This window comes from Chryseobacterium sp. G0201, assembly GCF_003815655.1.
In the GTDB taxonomy this organism is placed as follows: Bacteria; Bacteroidota; Bacteroidia; order Flavobacteriales; family Weeksellaceae; genus Chryseobacterium.
Genome location: NZ_CP033917.1, coordinates 2,660,483 through 2,685,111, shown reverse-complemented (window position 1 = coordinate 2,685,111; position 24,629 = coordinate 2,660,483). Strand labels below are relative to the sequence as shown.

The following is a 24,629-nucleotide window of genomic DNA, read 5'->3' as shown; positions in this document are numbered from 1 at the left end:
TTATGAGCGTAGTAGCGAGGCAAGGCTTCAAATATTCCATTATCGGTTATCTTGGTTTTTTGTTGGGTACAATTTCTGCAATTTTCATTTTCCCTTATGATTTTGAATTTTACGGAAAATTGCGCTACATCCTTCCTACTGCAGAAATGCTGGTTCCTTTTGTTGTTTTAGGAATTTCTTACTCGAATGTGAAATTTTTTCATACTGTAGAAAAAGACAGCAAAAAACAGAATATGCTTTCACTTTCTTTGCTTACTGTTCTTATTAATTTCGTTGTCTTCAGTATAATATTTTTCGTTCTACCCTATTTTTATCCAAAATTCAGACTTTCGGAAGCCTGGAAGACGAAGGAAATGATTCTTCCTTTGATTTTAATTCTTTCGTTTTGTGCAATTTTCAATAAATACACTTCCAATTATAAAAGAATCGTTGTTTCTAATATTTTTGATAATCTTTTCCCTAAAATAGCCAATTTAGGTGCATTTTGTTTATTCTTTTATTTCGCTTTATCACAGAAAATTGCATTTGCTTTTTTCTTTGGGATCTTTGCTTTAATGCTTTTAGGATATGTTTATTACACCAATAAATTAGAAAAAATACAGCTTGATTTCAGCACAGATTATTTTAAGAAAAATAATTTCTGGAAAGAGTTTTTTAATTATAGTTTTTTTGGATTTCTAGGAACATTTGGTAATTATTTAGCTATTAACAGCTTTATGATTGGTGAATTTTTAGGAATGGAAGAAGTCGGAATTTACTCAGTTTTATATGCTCTAATATCTTTGATCTCAATTCCACAATTGGGGTTATTCAATATTTCAGCACCCATTATCAATAAAACATTGGCAGATGGAGATATGGAAGAACTGGATAGATTTCACAAAAAAACGTCTTTATCTTTATATTTTTTAGGTGCCGTTTTGTTTTCGTGCATCATGGTAGGGTTTCCTTTTCTAACGCAGTTTATGCCTAAAAACGGAACCATGTTAAGAGAATACGAGCCTGTAGTTTGGATCTGGGGATCAGCAGTTTTGGTTGATCTTGCGACAGGATTTAACGGGAATATTATTTCACTTTCTAAATATTACCGTTTCAATATTTTGGTGATGCTTTTACTGGCAGGATTAACGATCGGACTAAACTATTATTTCATCAAAAATACAGATCTTAAATTAATAGGAATCGCCTTATCTACAGCAATTTCACTGACGACTTACAATGTTATTAAAATCATTTTTAATTATGTTGTTTTTAAAGTTTCTCCGTTAACGATTGAAATGATATTCGTGTCAATTATCTGTACTTTAGCAATAACCGTTGCCATCGTGTTGCCTACTTTTGATAATAATTTTATCAATTTGATTTACAAACCGGCCGTTGTTTTAGTATTAATTTATATCGGAAATTATTTCACGAAAATCTTCCCGATTGAGGATTATTTGAATGCTAAATTTATTAAAAGCGTTTTGAAGATAAAGTAGGATATTTGGTGTATTTAGTTCTTAGTTTTTGGTGTTTAGTTTTTAGCTTTAAATCAGATTATTTAAAACATTTTCTAAATTTTTCTGAACTGATTTTTTGTTATAATTTTTTTGAAAATCGAATTTAATATTTTTCAGTTGGATAAACTGTTCCAATAAATTATCGTTCTCAGGAATAATAAAATCTAATTTTGAGGGATAATTCTTAGGAAAAACAGCCAGTTTTCCATACTTAATGGCATCACCAAGATTCCCCGTCATTTTAGTCGTTCCGTAGATTTCTTTTTGACTGAAAAACTCAGTTTCCTGTTGGATCGGGCACCATAAAACATCAGTTTCACTCATCCATCTTTCAAAATCATTTTGAGAAACACGTTCTGAAAAGTAGGTGATATTAATATGTTCTAAAGATTTTTCTAAGTCAATTATTTCGTGTAATTCCTGTCCTTCAGCTTTTCCCAGAAATATAAATTCAATTAATTTGCTATCTGACTGTGAACCTTGTTTTAAATCGTTTTCCCATTTTCTTATATTTGAAAATACTCTTTTGTAATCTCGTCTCATTTGAGAAACACCTCCGGGAATTACTATTTTTAATACTTTATTCTCAGAATTCTGAATATTTTTAGTGTAAAAAAGAGGAAGGAATTTATATTTTTCAGAAGCTAATTCCTGATCTAATACCAAAAGATTTTTTGCCTTTTTATACACTTTTGATGAATAAAAAAGTCCTTCTTTCCACCATAATTTTAATCTGTAGATCATATCTTTTTTCAAGACATTTTTAATTAAATCAGATTTTGAAATATTGGTAAAATTAATGTTATGAACTATTATTGCTGTATTAAATTTCTCAGTAACAGCCTGAAAAGTATTAAAATAGCGATGTACAGTTCCTATTATGATTAGATCATATTTTTTAATTTTCAACTGATCCATAATCATTGAACTGTCAGACAGAAATATATTTTCTTTTGATTCTTTTATCTGATTTTTAATTCTTTGTGAAAAATAATAATCTACTTCAAATTCACGAGAATCCTGCATGACTTCTATAAAATCCTGTGCAATTTCTGCGTGCGTGTCTATTTCTATGTAGGCTATTTTTTTCACTTTAAGTTTTGGTTAGTTTATATTTTTCAACGCAAAGTTTTTAAACACAATTTTATTTTCATAATCTTTGTCATGCTGGAAGCATCTCTACAATACCTTTCATAATTGGGGTTTAGATTCCTGCGGAATGACAAAGTTTACGATTAAATAATAGTATAAATTTTTATAATTAAAAAAAACAACTACATCTTCAACCACTTCTTTTTCAACGCTTTCCAACGCTTATTGTTGATAACTTTTTGCTCGTTTTTCGTGATTTTTAGTTCTAATTTTTTTGATCTGCAGTTTTCGTAAGACTTAATAATTTGAAAGAAAAATGGGATCGATTTACTTTTCATAGCTTCCTTTGAAGATGCGATGTAAGCGAGAAATCTTTTTAGACCCAGAAAATAAAAATATCTTCCATAATAATCAGATTCTTTTACGGTGTAATCTGCGCCTTTTACTTTGATTAATTTCACCTGTAATTCTGGTAAAATAACTTCTTTCCAGCCTAAATTTTCAAGCAAAATAGAATCAATATTATCCCAGCCTAAAGTTTCTCTCAATCCACCAATTTCAATGAAACATTCCTTTCTATATGCTTTCATTGGTCCTCTCACATGATGTTTATTTGAATTTCCTTCATACACCCATTCTCCATTTTTATCAATATATAAAAGTCCTCCAATCAAACCATTTTTAGGGTTATTTTGAAAGGAATTTTTGATAGTTTCAAGATAGTTTTCAGGTAAAATAATATCTGCGTCAAACTTACAAATGATGTCAAACTCATCCAAATCTTGAGTTTTTAATCCATTTTTAAAAGCGTTAACCACTTTTGAACCCGGCTGATGAACAGATTTTTGAAGATTTATGGTTTCAAAACGAGAATCCTGATCCGTATATTTTTTGATAATTTCAGGCGTCTGATCTGTTGAGCCGTCATTTACCACCACAACTTTATAGTCTTTAAAACTTTGCTGTTGTAAAGAGTTTAAAGTGAATGAGAGATTATCTTCTTCGTTATGCGCAGGGATGATAATTAAAAATTTCACCTATTTTTTTATTTTCAAATTTACTTCAAATAAAAACTCAGGTTCCTGTAAACTTTCAAAAGCCTTGGTTTTAAAATCACCTTTAATAAAAACCGCACACATCGAATTGGCTACATGATATAAGTTTTGATGAAAATCTTTAGGCAAACCATCCAAAATCCCTTGAAAAACTTCATATCTGATCTTTTCAGGATTAAAAGCGTAATCATGCCATACCACAACAGTATTTTCATGCATAAGATGCTTAAAAACTTTTTCAGTATCGTTTTTCACCATTTCATAGCAATGATCACCATCGATGAAAATTAGATCATATTTTTTGTTTAAACCTCCGAAATCAAACGTTTTTGAATTTCCTTCTAAGTGAAGGATTTCAGGATTTTTTTTAGAAATAATTCCGTGAAGGTCGGCATATTTTTTATCTACACCGAGTTCCAAAAGGTCTTTTTCCGAAAGGTTAAAAGTTGTGCAATCGTTAATCACTTTTGCAACATTCCAAACACTTTCTCCTCTCCATGTTCCGATTTCAAAATAACTTTTCTTTCCTTTTGCTAAAGTCTTTAACAAGGCTAAATCTGTAGGAATTGAACCGCCGTCCAGAAAGCACAAATCGATAGTTTCATCAAAAGAACCTTCACTCAGATCAAGAAGATTGATCTGAGGAAGGGTTTCCAAATGAGGATATTTTTTAAGAAATTCTTTTTTCTTTACATTTCTGTCGTTAAGCACCAGATTAAGCAGGCTTGGATCCTGGGCTATATTTTGTAATGCCTTGACAGTTTTGTTGATCTTACTCACAGAAAATTTTATTTATTATGAGGTTTCAGCATGTTCTTAGGATCAAGGATTTCGTCTAGCTTCTCTTGAGAAAGTATTCCTTTTTCCAATACTAAATTATATACACTATTTCCTGTCTCCAAAGATTCTTTCGCAATCTGTGTAGACTGCTTATAACCAATGTAAGGATTAAGTGCTGTAACGATTCCGATGCTGTGTTTAACCATATTTAAGCAAACTTCTTTGTTCGCTGTAATTCCGACAACACATTTTTCGCGAAGCGTGTCTAAAGCATTGCAAAGGAAATTAATGTTTTCCATGATGGCATGAGAAAGAACCGGCTCCATTACGTTTAATTGTAACTGACCTGCTTCTGCTGCAAAAGTCACCGTTAAATCATTTCCAATCACTTTATAGCAAACCTGATTAACTACTTCCGGAATTACAGGATTTACTTTTCCCGGCATGATGGATGATCCCGGCTGCATTGGAGGTAAATTAATCTCAAACAATCCGGCTCTTGGCCCTGAAGAAAGCAATCTTAGATCATTACATATCTTTGAAAGCTTAACAGCAAGACGCTTCATTGCTGAAGAATAAATTACGTAAGAACCTGTGTCCGGCGTAGCTTCAACCAAATTTGGCGCTGAAACGATTGGAAAACCTGTAATCTGAGACAAATTTTTAGCACAAAGTGTTGCATACCCAATCGGAGCATTAATTCCTGTCCCAATCGCCGTCGCTCCCATGTTTACTTCAACAAAAAGATCTGCGTTACTATTCAATTTAGAAATATCTTCTTCCAAATTGGCTGCAAATGCTTCAAATTCCTGTCCCAACGTCATCGGAACAGCATCCTGAAGCTGGGTTCTCCCCATTTTAATGACATCCTGAAACTCTTCCCCTTTTGCACGGAAAGCATCAACAATTTTTTTCAGTCTTTCTACCAGACCTACATTCATCTGCAACAATCCCATTTTGATCGCTGTGGGATAGGCATCATTGGTTGATTGTGAAAGATTGATATGATCGTTTGGTGAACAAAACTCGTATTCACCTTTATTTTTACCTAATTTTTCCAATACTCTATTAGCGATTACTTCATTCGCATTCATATTGATTGAAGTTCCTGCCCCGCCCTGAATCATATCTACAGGAAATTGGTCATGAAGTTGTCCGGCTAATAATTCGTCGCAAACTTCCGCTATTTTGAAATATAAATCTTCATTAAGCAAGCCTAATTCATAATTAGTCTTTGCGGCAGCTTTTTTAACAGAAGCCAAACCTTTGATAAAGTCAGGATACGAAGAAAGCAATTGCCCCGATATCTTGAAATTATCAATCGCTCTTTGGGTCTGAACTCCATAATAAGCGTCTATTGGTACATTCAGTTCTCCCAACAGATCACTTTCTTTTCTGAAATTTTCCATTACAGATTTTTTAAATTTTATATGGTTTAAATATAGCAAAAACGCATCATAACCGATGCGCTTTATATTTTATTTTACAGGGTATTTTAGACTTAAAGCTTGTAATATCGACCATGTTTCCGCATCCATGATTCCGTCATAGTTTTGCGGACGGAAATGATACTGGAAAGCCTCAATTGTTTTTTTTGTAGTATCATCCCATTTTGCACTTACTTCTACTCCATATCCAAATTTCTGCAATTGAGTCTGAACACTTGAAATAAATGTAGGATCATTGTATTTTGCTGTAAAATCCGTAGATGTTGCCAGGTCATAATAACTTTGTTTTGAAGCCTCATCATACCACATTCCTATTTGATACTGATCGTAAAGCTTTTTCCATGGAAAAAACGGTCCCGGATCCTGCTTTCTCGTTGGTGCAATATCAGAATGCGCCAAAACATTGGTTGCAGGGATCTGATATCTTGTAATAATATCTTTTGCCAAAGCAGCAACTTTTTTAACCTGATCATCACTGAAAGGGACAAATAATTTTTTGCCTGTAGCATCTGCCGTGTAACCAGCATTTACGATTTCAATTCCAATCGAGTTATCATTAAGATTTTTATCATTTCTCCAAGAGCTTACTCCTGCGTGATAAGAACGTTTATTTTCATCTACCAACTGATAGATCTCATTATCTCCTGTATTGTTCACCAAATAATGAGCACTTACAGATTGCTGAGTAAGAACTGTGATAGATTTATCATCCGGTAAAGCCGTATAATGTAATATCAGATATCTCTGTCTGAAGTTTTGGGCAATTGCCGGGAAATAAGTTTTCACTACTTTATATCCTGGAGGTTTTGCAGAAACGATAGAGCCGTAACTTGCCGTGTTATCATTTTTTGTCACATCCGCGATATTCGTAGTAAAAAATTCTACGCCATGATCATTTGTGATTTGCGGTTTTGGTTTTTCCTGAGTTTGTGTTTTTACTGCCGTTTTTGGCTGTGATACTGGGGTTTTCGGTTTATAAGAGCTTTTTTTTACATTTTGTTGTGGAGTACACGAAAAAACGAAAGCACTTAATCCGATGATATATAATGTTTTACGCATTAGTCTATTTTTTTAATCATTTATCAGCTCAAAAATACACAAATTTTTCTTGAAAAATATTTGGTAAATAAAGAAATCTATTCTATATTTGCACTCGCAATAACAGAACAACGATCATTAAAAATTAAAGAAAAAAGGAGGGTTGCCAGAGTGGTTAATGGAGCAGTTTGCTAAACTGTCGACGCGAAAGTGTCGCAAGGGTTCGAATCCCTTACCCTCCGCATTTTTTCTTTACAATCTAATTATATTCGGGGCGTAGCGTAGTCCGGTCATCGCGCCTGGTTTGGGACCAGGAGGTCGCAGGTTCGAATCCTGCCGCCCCGACTGTTTTAATAGTTTTCTCAAAACTATTCAATGGGTGCGTAGCTCAGCTGGATAGAGCATCTGCCTTCTAAGCAGACGGTCTCAGGTTCGAATCCTGACGCGCTCACAAAAAGACTCACAATTAAAAATTGTGAGTCTTTTTGTTTTTAAGCATTTCTTAAAAAAATCAATATTAAACTATATTTCATCGGTTCTTTGAATTTGAATATTTTATTATTCAAATAAAATTTCTTTCTGGAAACTTTTTTACTCTAAATTGTCATTAAATAAATCACTAAACTCAATATTTTACTATCAAAGATTAAATACTGATTTATTATATTTTCCGATTAAAATAGTCATTAGTCTACAAATTGAAAATAAAAGTTTAAAAAAGTTTAAATTATTTTTTTAACTATTAATTACGTTAACTCAATGGTTATTAAATGGGTAAAGTTAACATAAATGTAATCTTTAAAAATTCATTAAAAATTATTTCTCTTTTTATTTTTTTATTTAAAAAAGTATCCTATCTTTGCACCCACAAAAAACAAGGTAATACACACTGTTTTTGATGGCCAATCGGGGCGTAGCGTAGTCCGGTCATCGCGCCTGGTTTGGGACCAGGAGGTCGCAGGTTCGAATCCTGCCGCCCCGACTGTTTTAATAGTTTTCTCAAAATTATTTAATGGGTGCGTAGCTCAGCTGGATAGAGCATCTGCCTTCTAAGCAGACGGTCTCAGGTTCGAATCCTGACGCGCTCACAGAAACCTCTCAAGATTGAGAGGTTTTTTTGTTTTATTACAAACCTTTAAATAAACACAAACCTAGCCCCGATTGCAACGGCATCCTTTTGTGTAGCGAAGCGAAGCAAAAGATATAGTGGAAAGCGGGAAAAGCTTCAAAAACTCATTGTGATTTTTCAGATAATTTTCAGACATTATCCAAATCCTGAACTCCATTGCCAATCATTCAGTAAAATTTCACTAATGATAAAATCATCCGGATACTTATTAAACCCATCTTTTTGTCTGAGGAAATGAACAACATCATTTGCCATTTTTTCATCAGAGAATACACCTATTTCTCGTTCATCATCTAAAAATGTATGAATTGTATAAGTATGGCTTACTTTAAAGACCGTCTTTAAATCTAGTTCTTTAATTATTTGACTATAATCAGGAACTAAATCATCTTTCGGTAAATAATCTCTTCCTATTTCACCTATAACATCCATAAAGCCGTTTTGCCAATTTATTTTATTTAATCCAACTTTTTTCAAATAGAAATCGTTGGGATAATCTGAAAACCTGCGAAAATGTAATAATCTTTGCTTTTCTTTTTCCGCTTTGTCAGCGTCGTCAAAATATCCTAAAAATTTACATCCCGCATGAGTCTCATCCGTATAAACATGATCAAGTCTGTATACAAAATAATCCATAATATAGTCTTATCTAAAATAAAAACCACTGTAAATATACAGTGGTTTTAGAATTTATTACTTAAATATTTTACCTCAGCTTATAAGAACTCCCATCCCAGAGATACGTTTTAGAAGCACGTTTTTTCTTTTCTCTGTCTTTATCATCCTTTTCCATTTCTTCCATTTTAAAGATGAAAGCGTTCGGTATTCCGCCTTTATCGTTCGGAAAAATAAATGCTTCGGAATGATAATAGACATCAGCATCACCAACATTCATTAATTGAGGCAAAGCAACCAGTTTTTTATCCTTAAAAAGAATATATTGGTCGTAACTAGCAATTCCACACGCTTCGCCGGAAACCATCGCTTTTAAGGTTAATTCAACATTCTGTAGCTTATGATTGCTTTCAATAGTAAACATTCCATAACTCAGACTTTCACCTGAGCCTGTATCAAAAGAAACTTCATCAATTAATGTATTTCCTTCAATCACTTTTACAGCAGCGATATTTTGATTAATAATGATATCAGGATATTGCTTGTCTTTTTTGTTGACTGTTTTCGTTAAGCCAAAAAGAAAATCGTAGCCGTTTTTATTTCTGTAGCCTACACAAAGATTTCCGCCCCAAATGTAACCTTCTGAGATTTTATCGTCTTTTTGATAAGATACTTTGTACCAGTTTGATCTTCGCTCTCCCAATTTTAAAATGGTTTCGTCCTGTTTAACGATCAGAACCTGTTGATTGGTTTGTAAAGAATCCAGAATTTGAGCATCGACCTGTGGTGATTGTCTTACTCTTGTCCAATCTGTGAATATTTTTTGAGTTTTATTTTCTTCAAAATTAAAAATTCCGTTAGCATAGGCAACTTCTTCTTCTTGAGCTGAAAAAAATTGAATGATTAATAAAAATAAAACTGTAAATAAAGATTTCATATTAATATTTTGCAGTGTTTTATTTCTCAAGCAATAAACTTACCCATTCTTCTCTTTGAAGTTTCTTTTTCAATTCAAGTCCGTTTTCTTTACAAACTTCTAAAATATCGTCAACATCAAAGAAACATAATCCTGAAAGTAATAATTTTCCGCCATCATTTAATACCGAAACATAAGTCGGAATGTCTGAAATCAGGATATTTCTGTTGATATTCGCTAAAATAATATCGTAATTTTCTTTTCCTAAATTTTCGGCAGTTCCTTGTTCAATATCTAATTCTACTCCGTTTCTTACTGAATTTTCTTTTGAATTTTCAACTGACCATTCGTCGATATCAATTGCTTTTGTTTCAGCAGCTCCGATTTGTTTAGCATAAATCGCTAAAACCGAAGTTCCGCAACCCATATCCAATACTTTTTTACCATTAAAATCGATATCCATCATTTGTTGGATCATCAAATGCGTTGTTGGATGGTGCCCCGTTCCGAAAGACATTTTTGGCTGAATGATAATTTCATGCATTCCCGGAACAGACTCATGGAATTCTGCTCTGATCAATACTTTATCATCGATATTTATTAGAGAAAAATTCTTTTCCCATTCTTCGTTCCAGTTGATATTCGGCATTTCCTTGAAAGTGTATTCAATTTTTACATCTTCATTTTGGAAAAGTGGTAATGCTTTAAGCTCCTCTTCTTTAAATAAATCTTTCTGAATATATCCTAAAATACCCTCCAATTCTTCTGTGAAACTATCAAAACCTATCTCTATAAGTTCTGCCATCAATATATCACTCCAAGGCTGAAGCGGAGAAATTTTGAAATCGAATTCTAAATAATTTTGCATGTGAATAATTTGTTGCAAAAATAAAACTACTTTTTTGATTTGCCGTCATTTTTGTCATTCCGATAGGAATCTCAACATAGTTTATAAAAATATTAGAGTCTAGATTCCTACGAAATGACAAGCTTTGCATTCAATTTTGTTTAATTTTTGAGATTGCTTCGTCGCTTCGCTCCTCGCAATGACGGATGCTTACATAAAAAAAGCGGGCTAAAGCCCGCTCCTATTGATATGAAAATTATTTCTAAATTATGGATTTGTAGAGAAAATAGAACCATTAGCAATCAAAGCTCTTCTGTTCATTTTTAAGATATCTCTTACCCATTCTGCGAAATCTTCCGGTTGAAGAACGGTTTCAGGATTTCCGTCTGTTAATCCGCCTTGGATAGACATATCAGAAGCAATTGTGCTTGGTGTTAATGTGATGACACGGATATTTTGTTTTCTCCATTCTGCCATCATAGATTGAGAAAGAGAAACTACCGCTGCTTTAGAAGCGGCATATGCTGACATATTCAGACCGCCTTTTAAAGCTGCTGTTGAGGCTACATTAACGATATCTCCCTCTCCTTTTGCTTTCATGAAAGGATGAACTGCTTTTGCAGCATAATACACTCCGAAAAGATTGGTTTTAACAACCTGTTCCCAAGTTTCAGAAGGCATTTCTTCGATCGATCCAAAATCGCCGATTCCTGCATTGTTGATTAAGATATCTATTCCTCCTAATTGTTCTGCCAAAGCCTCTATACCAGATTTTACATGAATTTCATTATCCATACTGAAAACGGCATATGTTGCATTGACACCAAGATTTTTAATTTCTTCAACCGTCATTTTAAGGTTTTCCTCGTTTCTGCCAGTGATTCCGATATTCACTCCTTCATTTGCCAATGCTAAAGCAACTGCTTTACCAAGACCTCTTCCACCGCCTGTAACGATAGCGTTTTTTCCTTGTATATTCATTTTAATAGTATTTTATTCGTTTAAGCAAATTTACGAAAGTCATTTTTGATTGAAACACAAATGAACACAAATGTTTTCACAGATGACACGAATTTATTAATCACAAAAGTTTTAATTAAATATTTTTAAGTTTTGGCTAAAGCCAATTGAATTATTAATTTCAACAAACGAGCTAAAGCCAGTTCCTATTGATACTATCACACCTTAATTGTGTTTATTATTGAAAAATATTTGTGTTATTCGTGTTTAAAACGGATTTGTATTTAAATTTTAATCAAAAAAAATAAAACCGACTTCACATGAAGTCGGTTTCTTTGAAAGTATAGTAAAAAATGAAAAACTAAGGAATAAGAACCGGGTTTTGAACTTCGAATTCCTGTGATGTTTCGAACTGATTTCCGTACATATCCAATGCTCTTATCTCAACTTTATGTTTTCCTAATGATAATTTTTTAGGGAAAGCGCCTGTCCAGATGTGTTTTGACATTTCAAGGTTTGAAGGTCTTCTTCCTGGTAAAAGATTTGGGGTAACATCCCATTTGAAAACTGACATTACAAAGTTTGGATCCAACGTTTCGTCATATTCCATTGCTTCCCACTGATCGCCGTCGATTCTGTATTCTACCTTGTCTTTTTTGCTTCCCATGAAGAAATTAGCCAAGATTTTCGCAGAAGTTTTTGCAGGATGAGGAACCGCTTTCGGAACATATAAACCGATCTGATAATCTTCAGATTTTCCGGCTGTTTTATATTTAACTTTATATTGATTATCATTAAAACTGATGAAAGAATACCCTTTTGCAGTACCATCTCTCATGGTTGAAGTCGGCAATCCTGCATCATCCGCCGTTCCAGACCACCAGTCACCGCAAGTTGTTCCTGCATTAAATTCGTGAAGGTCTTTTGAACCGTTCCAGCCTGCTTGTTTTCCGTAGAAAATTTGTTGCTGAATGTGTGTGTGAGCCGATAAAATCAAAGCATTTTGAAAAGGTGTCAGATAATCAAATAATTTCTGACGGTCTGAATTTCTGAAATTATCTTCATTTTTATGCTCCAATGGAATGTGGAAAGAAACGACAACCAATTTATTTTTATCAACCAATTTTAAGTCATTTTCCACAAATTTTAACTGATCTTCACGGAAACCGCCCCAATATCCTTTTCCATCTCTTGGATCCGGATACAAAATATCATCCAAAATAATAAAGTGAACATTTCCATAATTGAAAGAATAATTCGCAGGTCCGAAATTCGATTCAAACGTTTCGTCTGATAACACATCTTCTTTTGCATCATAGTTCATATCGTGGTTACCCATCACGTTGTACCAAGGTAAACCAACTTCTTTCATTACATCTGCATAAGGTTTTTGCAGACTTAAATTATCTCCAACCAAGTCACCCAAACTGATTCCCAACACTGCATTTTTCTTGGTATTTTTAACCTCATTTACAATTGATCTTTTGAAATAATCCAACTCCTTTTCTGTGTAAGGTTGCGGATCTCCGAAAACCAGAATGTCGAAGTTTTTGTTCTCGTTTTGCTTATTTAAGGCAAAATTTAATTCCTTCGGAAGCTCTCCAGTCGGCGCAGTTCCTTTATATTTGAAATCTGCCGGAGAACCTTTTGGTTTGTATTGATAATAATATTGAGGAAGGTTATTTCCGTTGACAGGCGTCATATATCCTGAAGGTTTGATTACAAAAATCGTCTGATTTTCTTGGATTGGTAAGCTGTATCTTCCGCTTTTATCTGTTAACACAACCTGAGTTCCGTTTGAAACAGCAACTCCTTCGATTCCTTTTTCTTTATTCTCTTTTTTCAGGTTTTTGTTACCGTCTTCGAACACATATCCTGAAACAGAGGTCTGAGAAAATGCCATTGCTGAGATTAGCAGGCAAGGCATTAAAAATTTTATATTCATTTTGCTTTTATTTAATTATTTGTTGCACCTTAGTTTGTCGTTCTGACGTAGGAAGAATCTAACCTTTATTTTGTAGAGATTCTTCACTCCCATTTCATTCCCGTTCAGAATGACAAATCTTGTGGTTAATTATTGTGCTTAAGTTTGTAGTTAACTTTTATGCTTTAATTTAAACTTAGCTTAATTATTGACTTAAATTTTTCAACTTATTACTGATTCCACCATGTTTTAAGGTTAATATTATCTCCGCCCATTTGCTGAACTGCGGTTTGATAATTAGCTGTATTCAAAACTTTAGGATTTGGAGGATACATCAATCTTTGAGGAAGATTACCGTTGTTTAAAAGTCCGCCATTGTTTGGAAGTATCGGGAAACCTGTCCTTCTCTTTTCAAACCATTGCTGTTGATCTACAAAGAATAACGCGACATATTTTTGAAGATATATTTTGTCTAAAGAACCATCATATGCCACAACCGGATTTGCAAAATAATTGGCCGGCATCACAGCGCCCCATTGCTCAATGGTGGCTTTTACGCCATTTTCATAGAAAGTCTGTGCACTTCCGGGAATAATTCCTTTGTTGGCTAATTCTGCCAAGGTGAACTGTAATTCTGCATATGGATAAATCAAAATGTTTAAAGGAGCTTTTGCTAAATTCTGATTCATATTTGAAGGCTGGTAATTAAATACCGTTCCATAAGTATAGCCTGACGGAGCCCCTTTATAACCTATATTTACACTTGCCAAATCTTTTGCCTGACCGAAAAACAGAGCCATTCTCGGGTCATTATTTGCTTTTAAAGTTTCAACAAAAAATGCGGAAGCAGCTCTTCCTGTAGTGAAATCCTGTGGTCTTGCAATCGGAGGAAGAAGCGGTGAAACTCCGGTTACGTTTAATTTTGCAGTTTCGGCATTGCTTTGGAAAACCGGGAAAGTTGTAGGATTACTAATGATTTCCTGAATTCTTTCATGAACATTTACTTCACCGTTTTTCTTTAAAATTCTTGTTAACAATCTTAATGAAAGTGAATTACAGAACTTTTTCCAGTTTATAATTCCGTTTGCATCACTTTCTGCTTTATAGAAAAGGTCAGATCCTGAAAGCATTTTGTTGGTTACAAAAAGTGAATTTGCGGCCTTTAAATCATTCAATAACTGAATATAAATATCCTTCTGCTTATCAAATTTAGGTTGAGAAATACCCCCATCCAAATTAGAAGCTTCCGAAAACGGAACATCTCCGTAAGTATCCGTAAGATTTGAATAAACCCAAGCATTCAAAACCATTGCAATCGCCTGATAATTAACATCTTTATCTCTTATTGCTGCTTTTTTCATATCATTGATCTGCATAAGCCATTTGTAGCTGTTATTCCAGAAACCGGCACCTGTATTTTCCGTTAAATAATAACGGCTCAGAGAGTTACCTTCGTTCGGAAAATCAAGAGAAACCTGCATGATATCGAATGTGAAATCGTTTGCTCTCATATAGTTGACCGCAGACATATTGTACTGGATCGGGACCAATAATTTTGAAGCTACAGGTTCACTGATCCTACTTTCGTCAACGTTAACCTCATCCAAATTCCTGTCACAAGAGACTGAAACAAAAGCAATTCCTGTAATTAATAAAATATTTAAAAGTAATTTTTTCATGATTTTAAATTTTAGAATTTAACATTAAGCTGAATACCTACTGTTCTCGCTGTCGGTAACTGCCCCATTTCGACTCCCGGAGTGATCTGGTTATCGTTAAGCGTTGCTGCTTCCGGATCGAATAATGGGAACTTCGTCCACATCCAAAGATTTCTTCCGAATAATGCTAAAGTCAGATCTGTGATCTTAAGCTGTTCGGTCACACTTTTCGGGAAAGAATATGAAATTCTGGCATCTCTTAATTTAATGAAAGAAGTATCGAATGTATTGGTTTCCACGTTGGCTCTTCTGTAGTAATCTGCGTAATAAGCCGATACTAAAACTCCTTTTGTATTGGGAGAGAATGAACCGTCAGGGTTTTGTATAACACCGTCTCCGACGATCAAACCTCCAGGATTATCTCTTCCTACCAAAGTATGTTCAAGTTTACCCTGTTCGGTCATTTTGTGGTGAGATTGCGAATATGCCATACCTTTGTACTGACCATCAATTGAGAAACTTAGAGTAATATTTTTATATCTGAATTCGTTCTGAAGACCTGCCCTCCATTTCGGATATGCGTTTCCGATCTTCTTCATCTGAGTAGGTTTTGCTGTTAAGCCATCGCTCGCATTGAAAATCACCTGTCCGTCAGGAGAATACATCAATCCGTAACCATACATATCACCCAATGAGCCACCTACAACCGCATTGTAATAAACTACTCCACCCACACTTCCCATTGTATATGGCTCACCGTGGAACTCTTCAGGAAGAGAAAGAATTTTGTTTCTGTTCATCGACCAGTTGGCGTTTACACTCCAAGAGAAATTTTTATTTCTGACAGGATAGGTATTTAAAGTCATTTCCAACCCTCTGTTTCTAATTTCTCCAGCATTAATTACTCTATTGCTGTAGCCTGTTTCCCACAATGTTGGAATTCTTACAATCTGATCTTTAGAATTGTTTTGATAAGCTGTTATGCTGTAATTAATTCTGTTTTTAAAGAAACTAAAATCCATACCTCCTTCCATGTTTGTAATCATGTTAGGTTTCAGATTAGGATTAGGATATAGTGGCGACGACTCTACAGAACCTGCGAAATCACTGTTATTATAATATTTTATCAACATATAAGGATCTGTGTCGTTACCCACTGTAGACCAGGAAGCTCTTAATTTCCAATAATTAAATTTTTCAGACGTAAACTTGAAAATATCTGAAAGAATGAACGACGTTGAAACCGATGGATAGAAATAAGAACGGTTCTCTTGTGGAAGCGTGCTGCTCCAGTCATTTCTCGCAGTAAGATCTAAAAATGCCTTATTTTTGTAACCTAAAGTCGCCAAAGCATACGTACTGTTGACCTGCTTATCATTGGGTCTTGCAAATTTGTTGATGTTTGAGATCCCGTTGGGCATTGTATAAACTCCCGGTTTCAGAAGTCCGTCTGCCAGATAATCATTCATCATGTATTCCGTATAACGAATATTTCCTCCAACTGACGCACTGAAATCGAAGTCTTTAAATTTATTTTTATACGTAAATAAGACATCGTTATTTAAATCCATTAACCTGATGTGCTGTTCTCTGTACATCCCCTGAAGATAGTTGGCTGAACTATAAGGTCTTTTTTGAGTACGTAATTCGTTGGTTAATTCCATTCCGGATCTCACCAACACTTCAAAGTTTTTAGTAATTTTATAATTAAGATTTACATTTCCTGTAATGAAATTTTTATCAACACCATTCAACATTTCGTAAGCGATCAGATAAGGATTATCAATAAACGAACTGAACGGGTGAACCTGATCAACCTGCTCTTTCCCTGATTTCCAGATCGGTGCATACCAAGAAAGATCAACATTCGGATTTTGGAAGATCATGAAATAAGAGATCGACTGGTTGCTGTAACCTGTTGCTGGCAAGTTGTCACTCTTTGTTTTATTATAATTTAATTTAATCCCTATTTTTAATTTTTCATTTAATTTATGATCAACTGAAAAAGCTGCATTAAATCTATCAAAGCCTGTGTTCGGCATCATCCATTCATTCTTTAAATACGTTAAAGATGATCTGAAAGATGTATTTTCATTCGAAGATTCTATGGCGATATTGTTTGAGAAAGTTGTTCCTGTCTTCCAGAAACCTTTGATATTGTCTTTGTAAGGCTGCCACAATTGTCTTGTTGCACTTTGACCTTCCGTTGTAGGGTCATATTGGAAAAAATACTGTCCTGCGAATTTCGGTCCGAAAGCACTACTCGTTCCTCCTGTGTTAAGCCCATCTGGCGAAACCTGATAAGAATAAAAATAGTTTCCGTTGGTGTCTTTCTGCATGGTTCCCTGACCGTATTCGTATTGATAATCCGGCCATTTCAGCACTGAATCATAGCTTGAATAAGAATTGAGAGAAACCTGTACTTTTCCGTTTTTGCTTTTTCCGGATTTTGTGGTGATCATAATCGCTCCACCTGCTCCTCTTGAGCCATATAAAGCGGATGCTGTAGAACCTTTCAATACGGTAATAGATTCAATATCATCAGGATTCACTGTATTGATTCCGTTTCCGTAGTCGATCGGTAAATCTGCTTTAGAACCTGCTCCATAAGCTGAAAAACCTGTTCCTGTTGTATTATTATTCATCGGAACGCCGTCGATAACGATAAGAGCATTATTCTCATTGGCATTCATGGAAATATCGCCACGTAATTTGATGGTAGAACTTCCCAAAGGTCCGGCTCCTGCTGTCTGAATTTTCAGACCGGCTACTTTCCCTTCCAGTGCTTGCGACCAGTTATTATTCTGGGTTCTCAGTAATTCTTCAGACTTGATGGTTTCGGCAACATATCCCAAAGATCTGTCCTGTCTTTTGATACCTAAAGCTGTTACCACAACCTCATCAATATTTTTAATAGTGTCTCTTTTAGCTTTCTCCTGAGCCGCCAGATTGACACTGACGAGTCCCAGCAATGACAAAATCAATAACTTTTGTGTCTCTCTACGCATATCGTTTTTTGTTTGCGCAAAATTAGAACGACATTACGACTACGGTCTTAACAAGACTTTAACATTTATTAAATAATTATTAAACGAAATATTAAGCGATTATTAACAAAAAACTACAGCCTATTGGTTAACAGATGGTTAAGCTAATTAAGCATTTTTAATATGAATAACATAACACATTCATTTATCTTTATTGTCCTTTTTTGATAAAATAGTATTTTTCTTTATTAAAAGTAATTTACAAGCATTTAGAGTTTATTTAAATTAATTTAAAAACAAAATAAGCCTGCCTCAAAACAGAGACAAGCTTATGTATTTAGTGATTAAAAGTAAAGTTTTCCTTTTTTAAAGAAGTTTAGCTTAACATTTAACCTAAAAATTTACAAAAGTTATTTTTTCAATTGATCAGGAATATTGGTAGTAATAAAATTTACTCCCTGAGCTTTTAATTCGTCTGAAATAGCAACATCATTCACCGTCCAAACATTTGTAACTAAACCTAATGCCTTAGCTTCAGAGATCCAGGTTGGGTTTTTCTGGAAAATACTGTAATGATAATCTAGCCCATCCAAACCTTCATTTTTGATCTCCTGAGGAGATAATTCTCCCTTCAGATATTGAACTTTGAATGTAGGTGCCAATTTTTTGATTTCCTTGCAGATATTTAAGCTGAAAGAAATAAATTCACTTTGAGACTCCAACTTCATGTCTTTAATCATTTTGATGGTTTTCGCGGTCAATTCATCTTCTTTTTCCTTCGTTTTGTCTGGTTTGATCTCAACGATAAGCTTCAACGACTTGTCTTTTTTCCCCTGTTTTAAATAATCTTTTAACGTAGGAAAATTTTCACCGTTTGATAATTTCAGCTTTTCCAATTCCTTGAAAGAGGTTTCAGAAATTTCCATTTTTCCGTGATGCTCATCGTGATTGATGACCAAAACACCGTCTTTTGTCATTCTTACATCAAACTCAGCTCCATAAATTTTTAAATTCTGGGCATTTTCTAATGATTTAATTGAATTTTCCGTTGTCGGAGGTTGCGTCTGCCAATAACCTCTGTGTGCGATAATCTGGGTTTGTGCCTTCATTGAAACTGTGCTTAAAACTGCTAACCCTAAGATAAAATTTTTCATAATATAATTAGATATTAATATTAAAAATCCGTGAGACTTTTAAATAAAGGTAATAATTTTAAAAGTGAATGGTCAATAGTGAATTAACTTCGTTGTCAATTTTTAATGTAAATATTTTATAATTAACGATTAACTTGCAAAGCAAAATTGACCATTCACCATTTATATTTTTTGTTTAAAAACTATACTTCGCTCCGATCTGAATTTGATATGGATTTCCCGATAAAGGTGCTAAACCACTGGTATTTCTATCATATTCAAACTGTTTTGTAACCGGATCAAACTTTTTAATTCTGTACAATGCAGTGTTTCCGTATGATTTGTTTACACCCCATTCTTTGTTCAGTAAATTAGCAAGGTTAAAAATATCAACCGAAAGTTCAAATGCTCCAATTTTATCAAATTTTATTTTTTTCGCAACACGAACGTCCCAAACTCCATAAAATCCGTTTTTACCACCATTTCTTTCTGCAATATTGTTATTACAATCTGTAATGTAATCTTTTAACGCTTTACCAACTTCAGGATCATCAAGCAACGACTGAGTAAGATTCGGGAAAATATACGCCAAATCATTAGTATCAACGAAATCTCCATTGATGTTACCTCCGGAAGTCAGAGAGAAACGCGTTCCTCCAATTCCTGAATATCTTAAACCTATTGTAAATCCTGCAATCGTTGGTGAATTTCCGTACAACACAACTTTATTACGGAACTGATTATCCGAATATGTCATCCTCAAATCTCTCGGATCACTCTGAACAAGCGTAGACAATGTCGCTGAATTGGCCACATTTCCATTATAAGAAGTATTGTCTTTAATATCAGACCATGTGTAACTTGCGGTAATTTCTCCGTCTCTCCAATAACGGTAACTTGTATCAACAACGAATGAGAACTGGTTTACTTTACCGTCACTCACAAGTTCCAATACTCTTCCAAATTTTTTGTTGATCGTCCCTTCTTTCCAGTCAACTCTTCCATTTGTAGGATCTATTGTACTTACAGGAACAAATACACCTCTTCCACCTTCATTATCCAACGTGAAAAAAGGATTTGCTACCATATTTCTGTCATAATAGAAATAATTGTTTCTTCCTAAAGCCATATACCCCGCAACTCCGGCTCTGAATCTTTCATTAAAGAAGTGAGTGTAAGAAATATTTGCTTTGTAAACGATCGGGATTTTAGCATCTTCCCCTGTATAGTTGATCGTTGGAAGCTGATATTGAGCAAGTGTAGGAACTGTCCCGTAGTCATTTCTATAGTTTATAAAATCAGGAGTTAAACCAATTTTTGAAGGATTAACATCTACTGTTGCCAAATGCTTTCCATCAAAAACTAAATTATTGATGACCATGTAATTATTAATATCCGAAGAGAAGATCCCGGCTCCGAATTTCAAGAAATCTTTATTTCCCTCGTTGATATTCCATTCAAACTGAAATCTTGGTTGAATCACAAATGATTTGATCTGATTATCCGTTCTGATTCCCATTTCATCAAATAATTTCTGGTTAAATTCAGCTTTCGGATAACCACCGTAATCTAGTCTTAAACCAGCCATTAAATCAAGGCCTTTTGCAATTTTGGTTTGAATTTGTCCATAAATACCAACATTCCAAATGTTAGATTTTACAGAAGTATCATCCACCAAAGGAACTTCTCTATAAAATCTGTTTGAAACAAGGTTATTAAAATTGGTTAACCCATCAAAATGAAATCTCCCGTTAACCTCACTTCCGTATATTGATTTTGAACCAGTATACATTAAGTCTGCGCCAAAAGTATATTTAATTTTATCTGTGTTGTAATATAAGTTATCCACAATCTGGAATACATTATTTCTAAACCCCTCCTGGGCAAAACGATGCCCTCCGATCTGGAAACTTGTCGTTGGTTTATTCTTATCATCAATAACCGATTGCACGCGTTCCACAATAGCTCTTGGAACCGGATGTCCCAATTGATCATTCTGATAACTATCTTGGAAAGTATATAAATATTGCGCTTTTAATTCGTTAGTTACATTAGGTTTTAAGTTTGATCTCAATGTCAATAACAAACTGTTATCTAAGTTTTTATCATTCGCATAAGATTCAAAGAAATTGATTGCCGTGTTATCAGTCAATCCGTTTTTGTTTAAATCGTACGTAAAGTTATTTCTTATGGTTAACAAGTTTTTAGGGTTAATCTGCCAGTCTAAACGTAAAAAACCTGCATCAGAGTTTCTCACTTTATCAAAAGTCCCGAATTGTGGTGAATTTCCAACACCGTATTTTGATCTTCCGATGTCTAACACCTGATTAAGCGTTTCATTTGTAACCCCAAATCTTAAAGCGTCTTCTTTTGATTGAACATCCGCAATCACCAATGGCCTTGAATCCAACTGATGATCCCACGCTACAAAAAAGTGTAATTTATTTTTAATGATCGGTCCACCCAATGAAAATCCGAACTGTGAAGTTGAGAAATCATTTGTTCTTTTATTCCCTCTGATGTCATACGGACTTGAAAGCCAATTTGTTCTAAGATATTCCCAAGCACTTCCTGAAAATTTATTCGTCCCTGATTTTGTAACGGCACTTACCGTACCACCACCGCTTCTTCCCAGCGTAACATCATATTGGTTGGTTGTAATTTTAAATTCACGAACTGCTTCGATCGAGATTGAAAATGGTGCACCGCTTCGGCTTGTTGTAGCTCCCGCAGATGTTGGATTTTTCGCGGTCATCCCGTCAATCGTAAAATTAGTAGAAGATCCTAATTGTCCGGATAAATTACCACCTTTTCCACTTAATGGAGAAAGTTCCGTAAGATTGTTGAAATTTCTTCCGTTCACGGGTAAGATCCCGATATTCTTAGCAGAAATAGCTGTTGCAGCACCTAAATTCCCGATTTTGTTTTTCAGGTTTCCTGTGATGACAACTTCTTCAATATTTTTTTCTCTATTTGCCAAGTCAACATTCACCGTTACCTGATCACCAAAATTCACCGTGTAACCTTCCTTTTTCTCATCATTTACGATCACCGTGTAAGGTCCACCAAGAGGAATTTCTTTAAAAATATACTCTCCTTTTGAATTTGTCTCAGTTTCAGTTTTAAAACCTGTTGACTCATTAATAATCGTGACTTTTACTTTCTCCTGAGCGCTGTTTGCTGCATTAATAACCTTTCCGACAATAGATGCCTGAGTGGTCTGTGCATATGCCATCGTTCCAAAACTCAGGAATAACAACCCTAATACAATCTTTACTTTTTTCATATCTTCAAATTAGCTGTGCAAAGGTATCATGACTTTACGAGCCGTCTGTTTACGGGAGTTTTAACATTTTTTAAACTTTATTGGAACATTATGTTAAATTAGTTTTAACATGAAATTTATTCTATACACAATCAATTCGTTGGAATATGTTACGTGATATTAATTTTCTCAAAATATTTAATTGTCTTATTTTTTTAAATGCAATTAGTTTAGTTATTTTTGCTTAAAAGATAGAATAGCAATGCCTGAAAACATTCAACAAAAGATAGAAAAGCTTCGTGAAGAGCTGCATCAGCATAATTATAATTACTACATTCTTGATGAGGCCACCATCTCAGATTTTGAATTTGACACTCAATTAAAAGAACTTCAGGATCTTGAAGCGCAGTATCCGGAATTTAATGATATCAACTCACCTACTTTGCGTGTTGGCGGAGCTGTAACGAAGAATTTTCCGACCGTTCAACATAAATTCAGGATGTATTCTCTTGACAACTCTTATGATTTTGATGATCTTGAAGATTGGGAAAAAAGAATCATTAAAACAATTGATGATCCTGTAGAATTTGTAGCGGAATTAAAATATGACGGTGCTTCAATTTCTATTTTGTATGAAAAGGGAAAATTGGTTCAGGCAGTGACGCGTGGAGATGGTTTTCAGGGAGATGAAATCACTGCAAACGTGAGAACGATTTCGGATATTCCTTTGACGTTAAAAGGAGATTTTCCGAATCAGTTTTTCATGCGTGGAGAGATTTATTTAACAAGAAAAAATTTCGACAAACTTAATAAACTGCGTGAAGAAGAAGGTTTAGATCCTTTTATGAATCCTCGAAATACAGCGAGTGGAAGTTTAAAAATGCAGGACAGCGCGGAAGTGAGAAAACGTTCTCTTTCTTCGGTTTTATATCAATATATTTCGGAAGAAGTTCCTGCAGAAACGCATTGGGAACTACTTCAAAAAGCGCAGGGATGGGGTTTCAAAACATCTCAACAAGCAAAACTTTGTTCTACGATGGATGAAGTGAAAGAATTTATCAATTTTTGGGATACAGAACGTCATAATTTACCTTTTGAGATTGACGGAATTGTTCTAAAAGTCAATTCATTACAACAACAAAGACAACTTGGATACACCGCAAAATCTCCACGTTGGGCAATGGCTTATAAATTTAAAGCTGAAAAAGTAGAAACCGAATTAAAAAGCGTTTCTTATCAAGTCGGAAGAACCGGAGCGATTACTCCTGTTGCCAATCTGAAACCTGTTTTATTAGCGGGAACGATTGTAAAAAGAGCATCTCTGCATAATGAAGATATTATTAAAAAACTAGATCTTCATGAAAACGATTTCGTCTATGTAGAAAAAGGAGGTGAAATTATTCCTAAAATTGTAGGCATAAACACAGAAAAAAGAACTTCTGAAAGTAAAGAAATTGAATACATTAAAAACTGTCCTGAATGCGGAACGGAATTGGTGAAAATTATAGATCAGGCCATTCATTTTTGTCCAAATGAACTTCATTGTCCGCCACAGGTTGTGGGAAGAATGATTCATTATGTTTCAAGAAAAGCTTTAAATATTGATAATCTTGGAAGTGAGACGATCGAACAGCTTTACAGAGAAAAATTAGTAGAAAATCCTGCTGATTTTTACACTTTAACGAAAGAACAACTTCTTCCATTGGAAAGAATGGCGGAAAAATCTGCTCAGAACATCATTACGGGAATCGAAAATTCTAAAGAAATTCAGTTTGAAAAAGTATTGTACGGAATTGGTATAAAACATGTTGGAGAAACGGTTGCCAAGAAGTTAGTCAAAAATTTTGCTACGATTGATGATTTAAAAGCTGCGACTGCAGAAGAACTTTGTCAGGTTGAAGATATCGGAACCAAAATCGCGGTAAGCATCGTTGATTTCTTTGCAAATTCTGAAAATATTTTGATGCTTGAACGCTTAAAATCTTACGGTGTTCAGCTTGAAAAAGGAGAAAATACAAATGAAGTTTTATCCAATGTTTTGGATGGAAAAACTTTCCTTTTTACCGGAAAATTATCTTTATTCACAAGAGAATCCGCTGAAGATATGGTAGAAAAGCACGGCGGAAAAAATATTTCTGCAGTTTCTAAGAACCTTAATTTCCTTGTTGTCGGTGAAAAAGCCGGAAGTAAGCTGAAAAAAGCTCAGGACATCGGAACGATTGAGATTTTGGATGAACAGCAGTTTTTGGATTTGATTGAGAAACAGTAAAATCTTTGAAA

At 34.3% G+C, this 24,629-nt stretch carries 16 protein-coding genes and 5 tRNA genes; 7 read left to right on the top strand and 14 right to left on the bottom strand.

Features of this window, described 5'->3' with window-relative positions; genetic code table 11:
• The first annotated feature begins 2 nt into the window (after positions 1-2).
• Positions 3-1,481 (top strand): lipopolysaccharide biosynthesis protein, encoded by a 1,479-nt coding sequence (locus EG348_RS12095; protein ID WP_123983361.1) that lies wholly within the window; start codon positions 3-5, stop codon positions 1,479-1,481.
• A gap of 48 nt (positions 1,482-1,529) precedes the next feature.
• On the opposite strand, the gene EG348_RS12090 is transcribed toward EG348_RS12095, so the two are convergent.
• The 5 genes from EG348_RS12090 to EG348_RS12070 all read right to left on the bottom strand — a co-directional run bounded on the left by EG348_RS12090 (position 1,530) and on the right by EG348_RS12070 (position 6,936).
• Positions 1,530-2,594, bottom strand: a complete 1,065-nt coding sequence (locus EG348_RS12090; protein WP_123983360.1) for a hypothetical protein — start codon at positions 2,592-2,594, stop codon at positions 1,530-1,532.
• Positions 2,595-2,776: 182 nt separating this feature from the next.
• Positions 2,777-3,631 (bottom strand): glycosyltransferase, encoded by an 855-nt coding sequence (locus tag EG348_RS12085; protein ID WP_123983359.1) that lies wholly within the window; start codon positions 3,629-3,631, stop codon positions 2,777-2,779.
• Positions 3,632-4,429 carry a class I SAM-dependent methyltransferase gene (locus EG348_RS12080; protein WP_164463287.1) on the bottom strand — a complete coding sequence of 266 codons (798 nt, stop codon included), beginning with the start codon at positions 4,427-4,429 and terminating at the stop codon, positions 3,632-3,634.
• Between the two features lie 8 nt (positions 4,430-4,437).
• Complete coding sequence (gene aspA / locus EG348_RS12075) at positions 4,438-5,838, bottom strand: aspartate ammonia-lyase (protein WP_123983357.1); 1,401 nt, start codon at positions 5,836-5,838, stop codon at positions 4,438-4,440.
• A gap of 69 nt (positions 5,839-5,907) precedes the next feature.
• Positions 5,908-6,936, bottom strand: a complete 1,029-nt coding sequence (locus tag EG348_RS12070; protein WP_123983356.1) for an N-acetylmuramoyl-L-alanine amidase — start codon at positions 6,934-6,936, stop codon at positions 5,908-5,910.
• 136 nt (positions 6,937-7,072) lie between these two features.
• Between EG348_RS12070 and EG348_RS12065 the strand changes: the two genes are divergently transcribed.
• The 5 genes from EG348_RS12065 to EG348_RS12045 all read left to right on the top strand — a co-directional run bounded on the left by EG348_RS12065 (position 7,073) and on the right by EG348_RS12045 (position 8,003).
• Positions 7,073-7,157 (top strand) — tRNA-Ser (locus tag EG348_RS12065).
• Positions 7,158-7,185: 28 nt separating this feature from the next.
• Positions 7,186-7,260 (top strand) — tRNA-Pro (locus tag EG348_RS12060).
• A 32-nt stretch (positions 7,261-7,292) separates the two neighbouring features.
• Positions 7,293-7,366 (top strand) — tRNA-Arg (locus EG348_RS12055).
• Between the two features lie 456 nt (positions 7,367-7,822).
• Positions 7,823-7,897, top strand: a tRNA-Pro gene (locus EG348_RS12050).
• A 32-nt stretch (positions 7,898-7,929) separates the two neighbouring features.
• Positions 7,930-8,003: transfer RNA gene (locus tag EG348_RS12045), tRNA-Arg, on the top strand.
• 176 nt (positions 8,004-8,179) lie between these two features.
• On the opposite strand, the gene EG348_RS12040 is transcribed toward EG348_RS12045, so the two are convergent.
• The 9 genes from EG348_RS12040 to EG348_RS12000 form a co-directional block, all read right to left on the bottom strand.
• On the bottom strand, positions 8,180-8,680 hold the full coding sequence (locus tag EG348_RS12040) for a hypothetical protein (protein WP_123983355.1): 501 nt from the start codon (positions 8,678-8,680) through the stop codon (positions 8,180-8,182).
• Between the two features lie 70 nt (positions 8,681-8,750).
• Positions 8,751-9,596, bottom strand: coding sequence for an SH3 domain-containing protein (locus EG348_RS12035; RefSeq protein WP_123983354.1), 846 nt, complete (start codon positions 9,594-9,596; stop codon positions 8,751-8,753).
• Between the two features lie 19 nt (positions 9,597-9,615).
• Positions 9,616-10,443: a 50S ribosomal protein L11 methyltransferase gene (gene prmA / locus EG348_RS12030; RefSeq protein WP_123983353.1), complete on the bottom strand. Its 828-nt coding sequence runs from the start codon at positions 10,441-10,443 to the stop codon at positions 9,616-9,618.
• 246 nt (positions 10,444-10,689) lie between these two features.
• Complete coding sequence (locus tag EG348_RS12025; protein ID WP_123983352.1) at positions 10,690-11,403, bottom strand: 3-ketoacyl-ACP reductase; 714 nt, start codon at positions 11,401-11,403, stop codon at positions 10,690-10,692.
• Between the two features lie 340 nt (positions 11,404-11,743).
• Complete coding sequence (locus EG348_RS12020) at positions 11,744-13,327, bottom strand: calcineurin-like phosphoesterase C-terminal domain-containing protein (protein WP_123983351.1); 1,584 nt, start codon at positions 13,325-13,327, stop codon at positions 11,744-11,746.
• Between the two features lie 209 nt (positions 13,328-13,536).
• Complete coding sequence (locus EG348_RS12015; RefSeq protein WP_123983350.1) at positions 13,537-14,985, bottom strand: SusD/RagB family nutrient-binding outer membrane lipoprotein; 1,449 nt, start codon at positions 14,983-14,985, stop codon at positions 13,537-13,539.
• An 11-nt stretch (positions 14,986-14,996) separates the two neighbouring features.
• Positions 14,997-17,972: a SusC/RagA family TonB-linked outer membrane protein gene (locus tag EG348_RS12010; protein WP_123983349.1), complete on the bottom strand. Its 2,976-nt coding sequence runs from the start codon at positions 17,970-17,972 to the stop codon at positions 14,997-14,999.
• A 389-nt stretch (positions 17,973-18,361) separates the two neighbouring features.
• Entirely contained in the window at positions 18,362-19,105 is a 744-nt protein-coding gene (locus tag EG348_RS12005) for a glycerophosphodiester phosphodiesterase family protein (RefSeq protein ID WP_123983348.1), read from the bottom strand.
• Between the two features lie 175 nt (positions 19,106-19,280).
• Positions 19,281-22,370: a TonB-dependent receptor gene (locus EG348_RS12000; RefSeq protein ID WP_123983347.1), complete on the bottom strand. Its 3,090-nt coding sequence runs from the start codon at positions 22,368-22,370 to the stop codon at positions 19,281-19,283.
• Positions 22,371-22,611: 241 nt separating this feature from the next.
• On the opposite strand from EG348_RS12000, the gene ligA reads away from it, so the two are divergent.
• Positions 22,612-24,618 (top strand): NAD-dependent DNA ligase LigA, encoded by a 2,007-nt coding sequence (ligA, locus tag EG348_RS11995; RefSeq protein WP_123983346.1) that lies wholly within the window; start codon positions 22,612-22,614, stop codon positions 24,616-24,618.
• Positions 24,619-24,629 lie beyond the last annotated feature (11 nt).